General features: G+C 67.8%; 10 protein-coding genes. 6 read left to right on the top strand and 4 right to left on the bottom strand.

Annotation, left to right across the window (positions count from 1 at the left end):
* Positions 1 to 69 precede the first annotated feature (69 nt).
* On the bottom strand, positions 70 to 381 hold the full coding sequence (locus FEF15_RS16395; RefSeq protein WP_163560240.1) for a YqfO family protein: 312 nt from the start codon (positions 379 to 381) through the stop codon (positions 70 to 72).
* 134 nt (positions 382 to 515) lie between these two features.
* Between FEF15_RS16395 and FEF15_RS16390 the strand changes: the two genes are divergently transcribed.
* Positions 516 to 1,355: a fructosamine kinase family protein gene (locus FEF15_RS16390; RefSeq protein WP_163560239.1), complete on the top strand. Its 840-nt coding sequence runs from the start codon at positions 516 to 518 to the stop codon at positions 1,353 to 1,355.
* 4 nt (positions 1,356 to 1,359) lie between these two features.
* Here the strand turns inward: FEF15_RS16390 and FEF15_RS16385 are convergent, their stop codons facing one another.
* Positions 1,360 to 2,283 (bottom strand): alpha/beta hydrolase, encoded by a 924-nt coding sequence (locus tag FEF15_RS16385; RefSeq protein ID WP_163560238.1) that lies wholly within the window; start codon positions 2,281 to 2,283, stop codon positions 1,360 to 1,362.
* Positions 2,284 to 2,443: 160 nt separating this feature from the next.
* Between FEF15_RS16385 and FEF15_RS16380 the strand changes: the two genes are divergently transcribed.
* The 4 genes from FEF15_RS16380 (at position 2,444) to FEF15_RS16365 (ending at position 9,301) form a co-directional block, all read left to right on the top strand.
* Positions 2,444 to 3,922, top strand: coding sequence for a TolC family outer membrane protein (locus FEF15_RS16380; RefSeq protein ID WP_163560237.1), 1,479 nt, complete (start codon positions 2,444 to 2,446; stop codon positions 3,920 to 3,922).
* Positions 3,923 to 4,034: 112 nt separating this feature from the next.
* Positions 4,035 to 5,345, top strand: coding sequence for an efflux RND transporter periplasmic adaptor subunit (locus FEF15_RS16375; RefSeq protein ID WP_163560236.1), 1,311 nt, complete (start codon positions 4,035 to 4,037; stop codon positions 5,343 to 5,345).
* Positions 5,342 to 8,524 (top strand): efflux RND transporter permease subunit, encoded by a 3,183-nt coding sequence (locus FEF15_RS16370; protein WP_163560235.1) that lies wholly within the window; start codon positions 5,342 to 5,344, stop codon positions 8,522 to 8,524. The genes FEF15_RS16375 and FEF15_RS16370 overlap by 4 nt, the downstream gene beginning before the upstream one ends.
* 93 nt (positions 8,525 to 8,617) lie before the next feature.
* Positions 8,618 to 9,301 carry a hypothetical protein gene (locus tag FEF15_RS16365; protein ID WP_163560234.1) on the top strand — a complete coding sequence of 228 codons (684 nt, stop codon included), beginning with the start codon at positions 8,618 to 8,620 and terminating at the stop codon, positions 9,299 to 9,301.
* On the opposite strand, the gene FEF15_RS16360 is transcribed toward FEF15_RS16365, so the two are convergent.
* Positions 9,293 to 9,922 (bottom strand): TetR family transcriptional regulator, encoded by a 630-nt coding sequence (locus tag FEF15_RS16360; RefSeq protein ID WP_163560233.1) that lies wholly within the window; start codon positions 9,920 to 9,922, stop codon positions 9,293 to 9,295. The two genes, FEF15_RS16365 and FEF15_RS16360, sit on opposite strands and share 9 nt — an antisense overlap.
* 178 nt (positions 9,923 to 10,100) lie before the next feature.
* Here FEF15_RS16360 and FEF15_RS16355 point away from each other — a divergent pair, with 178 nt between their 5' ends.
* Positions 10,101 to 11,132, top strand: a complete 1,032-nt coding sequence (locus FEF15_RS16355) for a succinylglutamate desuccinylase/aspartoacylase family protein (protein ID WP_163560232.1) — start codon at positions 10,101 to 10,103, stop codon at positions 11,130 to 11,132.
* 1 nt (position 11,133) lies between these two features.
* On the opposite strand, the gene dusA is transcribed toward FEF15_RS16355, so the two are convergent.
* Positions 11,134 to 12,150 carry a tRNA dihydrouridine(20/20a) synthase DusA gene (gene dusA / locus FEF15_RS16350; RefSeq protein ID WP_276208218.1) on the bottom strand — a complete coding sequence of 339 codons (1,017 nt, stop codon included), beginning with the start codon at positions 12,148 to 12,150 and terminating at the stop codon, positions 11,134 to 11,136.
* Positions 12,151 to 12,454 lie beyond the last annotated feature (304 nt).

Raw genomic sequence — 12,454 nt, 5'->3', positions numbered from 1 at the left:
AGCCCCCTCGTGTGGGACCGGCCCTCCGGAGGCTTGTCGCCGGAACAAGCCCACCACTTGCGTCGTCGTTTACAGGTCGGCCAGGCGCCAGACGTCGTAGGCGGGCTCCTCGTAGGGGTGGGCGCCCTTCAGCGCAGTCAGAGCGTCGTGGATCAGGGCATCCTCGCATACCAGCTCCACCTTGAGTTCCTCCACCCGTTCCAGGGTGTCGACCTCGCCGATGTGCGGGTTGGCGCCGGCCAGAGGGCGGAACTGCCCCGTGCCCGGGGTCTGGAAGCAGCATGCCTCGTAGTCGCCGATGCGCCCGGCGCCGGTGGCGAACACCGCCTCCTTGACCGTCTCGGCGTCCTCGACCGGCACGAAGAACGCTAGCTTGTACATGGGATTCTCCTCCTTGGTCTTTCCGGCTGTCGCACCGCCGGGCCTGGCCGGTCGCAGCTCGGTGCGGCTTTGACAGCATCGCCCGGGGCGGCGACCCTCGTGACTCAGGTTCGACGAAGTTGCGGAGGCTGTCCATGGAGGCGTCCCTGGAAACCCTGCTTGCCGCGGCCGGGATGCGGCCGCGCGGTGAGCCCGTCCCCCTGGGTGGCGGCGACATCGCCGCCGTCTACCGGCTCGACACCGACCAGGGCGAGGTGGTGGTCAAGCGCGACGACCCCGAGCGGCTGGCCGGCGAGGCCGACGGCCTGCGCGCCCTGCGCGAGGCGGCAAGCGGTCTGGTGGTGCCGGAAGTGGTCGCCGAAGGCGACGGCTACCTGGTGATGGAGGCCCTGGCCACGGCCTCGCGGCACCGTGGTGATGAGACGGCACTGGGCGAGGGGCTGCGGCGGCTGCATGCGGTGACCGGCGAGACCCACGGCTGGACACGTGACAATGCCTGCGGGCGCACCCCGCAGCCCAATGCGCCGCTCGCCGACGGGCGCGCCTTCCAGCGCGAGCGGCGCCTGCTGCCGCTGGCGGAAGGCTGTCATGCGCAAGGGCTGCTCGACGCCCGCCTGCGCGGGCGCATCGAGCGCCTGGCCGGCGATCTCGAGGCCTGGCTGCCGGATGCGCCGGCGAGCCTGGTCCACGGCGATCTCTGGTCGGGCAACGTCCTCTTTACCGCGCAGGGGCCGGCGATCATCGACCCGGCGGTCTATCGCCACTATCCCGAGGTGGATCTCGCCATGCTGACGCTCTTCGGCGCGCCGAGCGAGGCGTTCTTCGCAGCCTACTGGGATGGCGATGCCCCCGGCGATTGGCCGCGACGCGAGACGCTCTTTCAGCTCTATCCGCTGCTCAATCACCTGCTGCTGTTCGGTGGCGGCTATCGCGGCGCGGTGGAGCGGGCGGTGAGCCGCCTGGAAGCCGGGTAGGCCCTCAGTGCCGTGCCAGGTCGCGCAGCCACTGCCAGCTGCGCTGCCACAGCGGCATCTCGGGGTGTGGCTTGCCGAGGTGGAAGCGCCAGCGCCCGCGGGCGAGAAAGTGCGCCACCGGCTTCACCTGGCCGGGCCGGTCGAGCATGGGAGCATGCCCGCAGCCGGGCGCCTCCAGGGTGACGAGCCCCGGTTGCACCTCGGCCATGCGGGTCACGCTCTCGGCGGTGAGCAGCGGCGAGTGCTCGCCGCGGACCACCATCAGCGGGCAGCGGATCGCTGCCCAGTCCGCCCAGGTGTCGCGTGGGGTATCGTGGACGAATTGCTCGCCGATGCGCGGATCGAAGTGGTAGGTCCAGCTGCCGTCGGGCAGGCGCCGGGCGCTGCCCAGGGCGAGGCGCCGCCAGGCATCGTCGCCCTCGATGCCGAAGCCGGTGTAGTGTCGGCGCAGTTCCGCCTCCAGTTGGCCGAAGGTGCAGAAGCGGTGTGGCATGCCGAAGTAGAGCGCCAGCTGGGCGAGGCCGTCGGGGTCGAGCTCGGGGCCCACGTCGTTGAGTACCAGGCGCTCGATGCGCGGCGCGGTGTCGGGCTCGGCGGCCAGCAGCAGGCCGAGCAGCCCACCCATGGAGGTGCCGACCCAGGGGACGGCGTCCAGCCCGAAGTGGTCGAGCACGGCGACTGCTACCTTCATGTAGTGGGCGTAGAGGTACTCGTGGGCGGGGTAGAGCGACCAGCTCGACAGGCCGCGCCCGGGGGTGTCGGGGGCGAGTACCCGCCAGCCCGGACCGAGGTGGCGGGCGAAGTCGGCGAAGTCGCCGCCGTGGCGAGCCAGGCCGTGCCAGGCGATCAGGGTGCGCGGTGCCCGGGGGTGCCAGACACGCACGGCGACTTCCAGTCCGCGCACCCGGATCAGTTCCAGAGCGTCCATGTGGTCTCCATCGGTCGCTATACTGCGTTGCAGCATAGCTGAATCCGTGGCTTGCCGGCAGCCCGGATTCACACTTCTTGCGTTGCGCCGAGGTGGACTCAGTGCCGCAACATGCGACAATGTATGTAAACCTGCCGACTTGCTGATTGAGGATGAGCCGATGATGCGTCCCCGCCGTACCCGCCTGACGAGTGGGCGCTTGGCCCGGCGAGCCCTGCTGCCCGCGCTGATCGCCTCGGCCCTGGTGGCCCCCGTTCAGGCGGCCGACCTGCTGACCATCGCCCGCGATGCTCTGGAGAACAACGCCGAGCTGGCCTCGGCCCGCGCCCAGTCGGGTAGCGTCGAGGCCGGGCGCGAGGTGGAGCGTGCCGATCTGCTGCCGCAGCTGAGTGCCACGGGCAGCGTGGCCCACAATCGCCAGTACGAGAGCCAGAGTGCGGACGGGCCCTTTCCGGGCGGCGGCCAGGGTGCAGGGGTGGCCGAGGACGACAGCACCAACAGCCTGAGTCTGGGGCTCGAGGCCACCCAGGCGCTCTTCGATGCCCGCAACCGCCGCGAAGTGGAGCGCGCCGAGCGCCAGATCGACCAGCAGCTCTACCAGCTGGCCGCCACCGAGCAGCAGGTGCTGATCGATGTCGCCACAGCCTATTTCGAGATCCTGCGCGCCTACGAGATCCTCGAGGCACGCCGCGCCCAGGAGCGCGCCATCGGTCGCCAGCTCGAGCAGGCCCGCGAGCAGTTCGATGTCGGCCTGATCGCCATCACCGAAGTGGATGAGGCCCAGGCCGCCTTCGACCAGGCCAGGGCCGAGCGCATCACCGCCCAGAGCAACCTCCAGGTCAATTTCGAGGCCCTGGAGCGCCTGACGGGGGAACGCTATGCCAGCATCGAGGCGCTGGGCGAGGCGATGCCCATCACCCCGCCGACGCCCGCCGAGCGCGATGCCTGGGTGGCGCTGGCCATGGAGAACAGCCCCTTGGTGCTGGCCAGCCAGGCCGGCGTCGCGGTGTCGCGCAGCAGTGTCGATATTGCCCAGGCCGGCCGCCTGCCCACGGTCAATGCCTTCGCCAACTATCAGTACTCCGACAGCGACAGCGATGCCCTGGCGGGTCACAACGCCGACAGCCAGGTGGGGCTGCGGCTCAACATGCCGCTGTACACCGGCGGACGCACCCGGGCCAGCGTGCGGCAGAACACCTACCTGCTGGAGTCGAGTCAGTACGATCTGGAGGCGCAGCGCCGCGATACCATCCAGCAGGTGCGCTCGCGCTACACCCAGGTGAGCAACGATGTCTCCACCGTGGAGGCGCGTGCCCAGGCGATCGTCTCCAACCAGAGCGCCCTGGATGCCACCCGTGCCGGCTACGAGGTGGGTACGCGTAACATCGTCGACGTGCTCAACGCCGAGCAAAACCTCTACAACGCCATCGCCGATCACGCCAGCGCGCGCTACGACTATGTGATCAACCTGCTGACCCTGCGGCAGCAGGCGGGCACCCTCGATGCCTCAGCCATTCAGGAGGTCAACGCCTGGCTGGATGGCGAGAGTGTCTCCTTCACCCTCCCGGAGGAGGGCAGGGAAGAGGGCAGCCCCTTTGACGCCGGGCTGGAGATCGGCGAGCCGCCCACGCCCCAGTAAGGCGGCGCGCGCCGTCACGTGGCTGTTGGTTAGCGGTCTAACGTTTACATTCATACATGTATGAATGTAAGATTCGCCCATCTTGACGCATTCAACGGGAACGACAGCAACCATGAAAACCCTGTTCCGTACCGGCCGCACGGCCCTCTGGGTGCTGGCGGCCGGCTTTCTGCTGGCCGCCTGCGGTCAGGACGAGGCGCCCCAGCAGGCCCCGCAGGGCGGCGGCCAGGAGCGGCCGCCGCACCCGGTGGAGGTCGCGACGATGGCACCCCGGGACATCGCCCTGGAGAAATCCTACCCGTCGCTCTTGCGCAGCGATGACGAGGTCACCCTGGTGGCGCGGGTCACGGGGACACTGGAGGCGCGCCATTTCGAGCCCGGCCAGTTGGTGGCGGCGGGAGAGCGGCTCTTTACCATCGAGCCGGATGTCTACCAGGCGGCGGTGAACCAGCGCGAAGCCGACCTGCAGAGCGCGCGCGCCGAGCTGGCCCGTGCCCAGCGCGATGCCGAGCGTTTCGAGCGGCTGCTGAACCAGAATTCGGTGAGCCGCCAGCAGGTCGACCAGGCTCGCGCCGAACTGGGTGTGGCCCGGGCGGCCGTGGCCCAGGCCGAGGCGGCGCTGGAGAGTGCCCAGATCGACCTGCGCCATGCCGAGGTCACCACGCCGGTGGCGGGAATGATCGGCCTGTCGCAGGTCAATGTGGGCAACTTGGTGAGCAACGGCACCGAACTGGCCACCGTCACGCCCCTGGACCCGCTGGAGGTGCGTTTCCAGCTGCCCCAGCGCGACGCCTTCGAGCTGCGTCGTCAGCTGGGCGAGCAGCCCGTCGAGTCGATCACTGCGGTGCTGCGGGTGCCGAGCATGGACGGCGGCGAGGCTTCCTCCCTGCAGGGGCGCCTCGACTTCCTCGGCTCGCGGCTTGACGAGGCCACCAGTACCGTCCAGGCCAGCGCCACCTTTTCCAATCCCGAGGCGCGCGTGCTGCCGGGCCAGTTCGTGCGCGTGAGCCTGGAAGGGCTGAAGCGCTTCGACGTGCTGGCGGTGCCCGAGATCGCCATCGGCCAGGGGCTGATGGGCCCTCAGGTGTTCGTGCTCGATGAGGAGAGCGTGGCCCGGGCCCGCACCGTGCAACTGGGCGAGGTGGCCGGCCCCTGGCAGATCATTCGCGGCGGCCTGGAGGCCGGCGAGCGGGTGGTGGTCGGCAATCTGGCCGGCGTCGAGCCCGGCACGACCATCGAGCCGCTGCCCTTCGATGGGGACGCCGAGCAGCTTGTCGAGCAGTCCATGCAGGCTAACGCTCAGCAGCAGGGCGGCTTGCCGCAAGGCAGTGCACCCCAGCAGGGTGGCCAGTCGCCGCAGGGTGAAGCGGCTGATAGCGGCGAGCCGAAACAGGCTGAGGCCGGCGGAGACGACGCCCCATGAGCTTTTCCAACTTCTTCATCAAGCGGCCGATCTTCGCCTCGGTACTGGCGATCATCCTGACGCTGATCGGGGTGATGAGCATGCGGGTACTGCCCATCGAGCAGTACCCCAGCGTGGTGCCGCCCACGGTCTCGGTGCAGGCCCAGTTCCCCGGCGCCGATGCCGAGACGGTGGCCCAGACGGTGGCCGCGCCGTTGGCCGAGGCGATCAACGGCGTCGAGGACATGCTCTACATGACCTCGACCAGTGCCGACAACGGCACCATGAGCCTCAACGTGGCTTTCAACATCGGCACCGATGGCGACATCAACACCATCAACGTCAACAACCGAGTGCAGGGGGCGCTGTCTCAGCTGCCCGAGGCGGTACAGGCTCAGGGCGTGACGGTGGAACTGCAGTCGAGCTCGATCCTGATGCTGGTGGCGCTGATCTCGCCTGAAGGCGACTACAGCAACATCTACATGCAGAACTATGCGACCCTCAATATTCTCGACGAACTGCGCCAGGTGCCCGGTGTCGGCAATGCCGAGGTGCTTGGGGGTGGCGAGTTTGCCATGCGCATCTGGATGGATCCGGACAAGCTGGCCCAGTATGACCTGACGCCTACCGAGGTGGCCGCCGCCATCCGCGCACAGAACACCGAGGTGCCGGCGGGCAGCCTGGCGATGACGCCGCAGAGTGATCCGCGGGCCTTCAGCTATACCATCACGGCGGGGGGGCGGCTAAGCGACGTCGACGATTTCCGTGAGATCTTCCTGCGCACCAACCCGGACGGGTCGGCACTGCGCCTGCATGACGTGGCGCGCATCGAACTCGGCGCCTCCTTCTATGGCGTGGATGCCCGCCTGAACGGCGCGGCCATGTCGCCGATCATCATCAACCAGCAGCCCGGGGCCAACGCCCTGGAGACGGCCGCGGCGGTCAAGGCGACTATGGCCGAGCTGGAGGGGCGTTTCCCGCCCGGGCTCGAGCAGGTGGTGCCCTACGACACCACCCTGTTCATCGATGCCTCCGTCAACACCGTGACCAAGGTGTTCATCGAGGCCTTCCTGATCGTCGGCGTCATCCTGTTCATCTTCCTGCAGAACTGGCGCTTCACGGTGATCGCCATGTCGGTGGTGCCGGTCTCGGTGCTGGCCACCTTTGCCGGCTTCTACGCCTTTGGTTTCTCGATCAACCTGCTCACGCTCTTCGCCCTGGTGCTCTCCATCGGCATCGTGGTGGACGACGCCATCCTGGTCGTGGAGAACGTCGAACGGGTGTTGAGCGAGGACGAAGAGATCAGCGTCACCCAGGCCACCGTTCGCGCCATGAAGGAGGTGGGCGGCCCGGTCATCGCCACCTCGCTGATCATGGCCGCGGTGTTCGTGCCGGTGGCCTTTCTGGGCGGTTTCACCGGGCAGATCTACCAGCAGTTCGCCCTCACCGTGGCCGTGTCGGTGGCCTTCTCGGCGCTGATGGCGCTGACCTTCACCCCAGCCCTGTCGGCGATCTTCATCAAGCACAAGCCGGTAAACGGCAATGAAACGACATTTCGGCGAGCCATCAACACCCCGCTGCGCCTCTTCGATCGCCTCTTCGCTGCCATTACCGCCGTCTACATGTGGGTGGTCAAGGTGCTGGTGCGCTTCTGGGGCCTGGCGCTGCTACTCACCGCCCTGGTGATCGGCGGCGCCTGGTGGCTCTACCAGAGCACGCCCTCGACCCTGGTGCCGGAGACCGACCAGGGCATCGTGCTGGCCAGCATACAGTTGCCGGACTCCGCCTCCCTGGCGCGCACCCAGGACTACATGGCCGAGTTGAGCGCCCAGATCGAGGAGATCGATGGGGTCGAGTACAGCTCTGCCGTGGCGGGCTACGACATCCTCTCCAGTGCGGTCAACACCGCCCGCGGCGTGATGTTCATCAACATGAAACCCTGGGGCGAGCGTGAGCTGACCGCCAATGAACTGGTCGGTCAGATCATGCAGCTCGGTGCCCAGACGCCTGGCGGTTCGGCCATGGCCTTCAACATGCCGCCGATCATGGGACTCTCCACCACCGGGGGGTTCACCGGCTACCTGCAATCCTTCGAGGGCGTCTCTTCCCAGGAGCTTTTCCAGGCCGCGATGCAGGTGATGCAGGCAGCTGGCGAGAATCCGGCGCTGCAGCGAGTGTTCACCACCTTCAACGTCAACGTGCCGGGCTACCGGGCCGAGATCGACCAGCAGAAGGCGCTCAGCTACGGCGTGGCACTACCGGATCTCTACGCCTCCCTGTCGAACACCTTCGGCACCGGTTTCGTCAACTACTTCAGCTATCAGAACCGCAACTTCCAGGTCTATCTGCAGAACGAGGATGAGTTCCGCCGTACGCCGGACGACATCGCCAGCGTCTACGTGCGCGGCGGCAACGGCGAGCGGATCCCGCTCTCGGAATTCGTGACCCTCGAGCGGCAGGCCAAGCCGGCGGTGGTGTCGCGTTTCGGGGTCTACCTGGGCGCCCAGTTCCAGGGCGGCCCGGCGCCGGGCTACAGCTCCGCCCAGGCGGTCGCCGCCATGGAGGAGATCGTCCAGGAAACCCTGGGCGACAACTGGGGGATGGGTTGGACCGGCACCGCCTACCAGGAGACCCAGATGGGCAGCACCGCCACCCTGGCCATCGTCTTCGGCTTGCTGATGGTGTTCCTGATCCTGGCGGCCCAGTACGAGAGCTGGTCGCTGCCACTGGCGGTGCTCACCGCCACGCCCTTCGCCTTCCTCGGCGGCATCGGCGGTATCGTGCTGCGTGGGCTCGACACCAGCGTCTATGTGGAGATCGGCATGCTGGTGGTGGTGGGGCTGGCGGCCAAGAACGCCATCCTCATCGTCGAGTTCGCCGAGCTGCAGCGCAAGGAGCAGGGCCAGTCGATCCGCGAGGCGGCCATCTCCGCGGCCCAGCTGCGCTTCCGGCCCATCGTGATGACCTCGCTGGCGTTCATCTTCGGCACCCTGCCACTGGCATTGGCCACTGGAGCAAGCGCTACCAGCAGCCATCATATCGGCACCACCGTGGCGGTGGGCATGGCCACGGTGGCGGTGCTGGGCAGCTTCTTCGTGCCGAGTTTCTACGCCATGATCGCGGCGATCTCCGACTGGCTGCGGCACAGGCTCAAAGGCCAGGAGGCGACGGGGCGACGTGCCGAGAGCAAGTCGGCGTGACCCCTGTCAGCCCATCGCTCGCCACCGCGGGCAATGGGCTAGGCTAAGACAACAGAGCCGTTTGCCGGCTAACGACCGACACGGGAGGTGTGCATGGAGTCCGTTCGCCAGATCGCGCTGAGTTTCCCCATGGTGGTGTTCAGCATCCTGCTGATGCTGGCGGCGCTCTACTGGCTGCTGGTGCTGCTGCGCGTGGCGCCGCTGGAGCTCTTCGAGCACGACAGCCTCAAGGGCGATCACTTGGCAAGCACCCTGGTGGCGCTGGGGTTTGCCGGCGTGCCGGCAAGTGTCGCGCTCAGCGTGCTGGTGGTGCTGGCCGGGGCCCTCACCCTGGCGGTGGAGCTCGCCGTGCTGCGTTGGCTGCCGCTGGGGCTGTTCCGCATTCCGCTGGGCGTGGCCGTGCTGTGGGCAGCCTTCGCCCTGGCCTCGCCGCTGGCCAGCGCCCTCTGCCATGCCCTGCATCGCTGGTTCCATCGCCACGCCTCCAGCCATCGGCGCAGCCTGTTGGGCGAGTGCGTCGAGGTGCAGGCGGAGCCGGATGCCGAAGGCTGGACCACGGCGAGCCTCGCCGACGACCCGGCGTGCCAGGTGCGCCTGCACGGCAAGCCGGAGAGCATGCCCCACGCCGGGGAGCGTCGCGTACTGGTCAAGTTCGTGGCCGAAGAGGACGCCTTTCGCAGCGTGGCGGAGCGCGATTTCCTTGATGCGCGCACCCGGCTGAGCCGCCTGCGCCTCAAGCGCCAGGCAGGCAACGGCGGCCCGGCAAACTCACCCTGACGAGCTTCGGGGTGCGGCGACCAGTTGCAGCAGGGCTTCCACCAGGATCATGCCGCGCGCCTGGATGGAAAAGGCCTCGGGGCTGCGCAACCAGTCGTGAAAGAGCCCGCCGAGACACGACTGCAGGAGTTCGGCGGCGATGGCCGGGGAAAGGTCGTCACGCAGCTGGCCGCGGGCGTGGGCGGCGGTGAAGTAGTCGGTCAGGGCGCCAAGGGACTCCTTGGCCATCTCGCGCTGCATGGCGATGGGATCGATGTCGCTGAAGAACTCGCAGCGATGGATGAGGATGGCGTAGACGCGGCGATACTCGGGGCGATCAAGGCGCTGAAAGCCGCGCTGGCAGGCAAGGCGGACCGCCTCCAGGGGCACGGCGTCGAGTCCTGGCGCATCGATCTCCTCGGCAAGCTCCTGAAAGGGCATGCGCACGCGCTCGAGCAGGGCGCGGAAGAGGTCTGCCTTGTTGCGGAAGTGCCAGTAGACGGCGCCGCGTGTCATGCCCGCCTGGCGGGCGATCTGCTCCAGCGAGGCGCGGGCCACGCCCTTTTCAAAGAAGACCGCCTCGGCGGCGTCGAGCAGCGTCTCACGGGTGGCGGCGGCTTCGGCCTTGGTGCGTCGGGCCATGGAATGGCACGCTCCTCTTCACGGCATCGTTCATTGCACTCTGGCCGTCATTCTACGCGAGCCCGCGGTCTTTTACATTCATCGCTGTATCTTTATTGTCCGGCCCGCCGGGCGGCTCGTCATTTGCGCACAGGGCCGGTATAAAGGGCGAAACAGTGTTCGCTAACAGGAAGTGTGCATGGCTCGTACCCCCTTTACCCTTGCTGGTGTCCGCGTGGCGCCGGGCAGCCGGACCCAGATCGACGTGCCGGTGGCGCGCCTGTACACCCACGCGCCGTTGCATATTCCCGTCGAGGTGGTGCACGGCCGACAGGCCGGTCCGGTGCTGCTGGTATGCGGCGGTATCCACGGCGACGAGATCAACGGAGTGGAGATCGTGCGTCGCCTGTTGCGCTCCAAACAGCTCCAGGGGCTGCGCGGGACCCTGGTGGCGGTGCCCATCGTCAACGTCTTCGGGTTCGTGCAGCACAGCCGCTACCTGCCGGATCGCCGTGACCTCAACCGCTGCTTTCCCGGCAGCGAGTCGGGCTCGCTGGGTGGTCGCGTGGCCGCGCTGTTCCGCGAGGCGATCGTCGATCACGCCACCCATATCATTGACCTGCATACCGGCGCGATCCACCGCACCAACCTGCCGCAGATCCGCGCTCAGTTGACCGCGGGCGGCGAGACCGAACGCATGGCCAACGCCTTCGGTGCGCCGGTGATCCTCAATGCCGAGCTGCGCGAGGGTAGCCTGCGCCACTACGCCCAGAACCGTGGCATCCCGGTGCTTACCTACGAGGCGGGTGAGGCGCTGCGCTTCGACGAGTGGGCGATCACTCCGGGGGTGCGTGGGGTGCTGCGGGTGATGCGTCGCCTGGGAATGCTCACCGGGGAGCACCGCCGCCGTCAGCCACCGGGGGCGGAGATCGCCAACGGCTCGAGCTGGGCTCGGGCACCCATCGACGGCATCCTGCGCCCGCGGGTGCGCCTTGGCGCTCGCGTCGCCAAGCGCGACGTGCTGGGCAAGGTGGCCGACCCCTTCGGCAACGCCGAGGAGGCCGTGACCGCCATGGCCGACGGTATCGTGATCGGCATGAGCCGGCTCCCGCTGGCCAACGAAGGCGAGGCGCTTTTTCATATCGCCCGCTTCGATGCCATCGAGGAGGCGGAGAGCGCCGTGGAGGATTTCCACTCCAGCCTCACCCCGCCACCCGACGCGCTCTACTGAATCAGGCGATGGCCACTGCGGGCGGGGCCTCGGGCACCAGCCCCAGGGCATCGTCAAAGACCTGCAGGCCGGCCCCCTCACGATGGGCATGCTCGGAGAGGTGGCGACGGAAGCGGCGACCGCCTTTCTGGCCCTGGAACAGGCCCAGCAGGTGGCGAGACACGTGGTTAAGCTTGGCGCCTTCCTCGAGCCGGCGGGCGATATAGGGGCGCATGGCGCGCGCGGCCGCATGGCGGCTCGCGGCCGGCCCTGGCTCGCCGTAGAGCGTCTCGTCGACACCGGCCAGCAGCCAGGGGTTCTGGTAGGCCTCGCGGCCCACCATCACGCTGTCGACGGCCGAGAGCTGTTCGCGGCACTCGCCCAGCGTCTTGAGGCCGCCGTTGATACCGATATGCAGCTCCGGTCGACTGCCCTTGAGGCGATGCACGCGCGGATAGTTGAGCGGCGGGATGTCGCGGTTCTCCTTGGGGGAAAGGCCCTGCAGCCACGCCTTGCGCGCATGCACGATGAAGGTGTTGCAGCCGGCATCGGCAACCATGGCGATGAAGCGCGCGAGGTCGGCGTCCTCGTCCTGGTCGTCGATGCCGATGCGGCATTTCACGGTGACCGGGATCGACACCGCGTCGCCCATGGCGCGCACCGCCGCCACCACCTTTTCGGGGTGGCCCATCAGGCAGGCGCCGATCAGGTTGTTCTGGACACGATCGCTGGGGCAGCCGACGTTGAGGTTCACCTCGTCGTAGCCCCAGGCCTCAGCGATGGCCGCGCACTCGGCGAGCTCGCAGGGATTGCTGCCGCCGAGCTGCAGGGCGAGGGGGTGCTCGACATCGTCGTACCCCAGGAAACGGTCGCGCGGGCTGCCGTGCAGGATGGCGCCGGTGGTGACCATCTCGGTGTAGAGCAGGGCGCGCCGCGTCAGGGTTCTGGCGAATGCGCGGTAGTCGCGGGTCGTCCAATCCATCATCGGCGCCACGGAGAAAGTCCTGTCCAGCGCAGGGCGCGCGGTGTCAGTATCCATGCGGGTTGTGGCGGTTGCCTTATCTGTCATAACTGTACATATTTAGTGGTTGAGCCCTGTTTTTCGCCATGGGTTGGTACATTTTTGGCACACGGGGCTCTGGCGATTTGGTATATCAGGGAGATTCGCGTGGCGACGATCAGGAAGCGTCGGCGAAAGGACGGCAGTTTCTCATACCTGGCCCAGATCCGCATCGCCCGCCGTGGGCAACCAGACCACTCGGAGTCGCGGACGTTCCCCAGGAAGCGATGCCTGTCAAGCTTGTTGGAACCTGGAGTCAGGCGGCTTCTAATCGCTGATCGCG

The sequence above is a fragment of the Halomonas sp. NO4 genome, assembly GCF_010994375.1.
Classification (GTDB): Bacteria; Pseudomonadota; Gammaproteobacteria; order Pseudomonadales; family Halomonadaceae; genus Halomonas.
The sequence above is the reverse complement of the archived record's forward strand: the minus strand, read 5'-3'. Positions and strand labels throughout refer to the sequence as shown.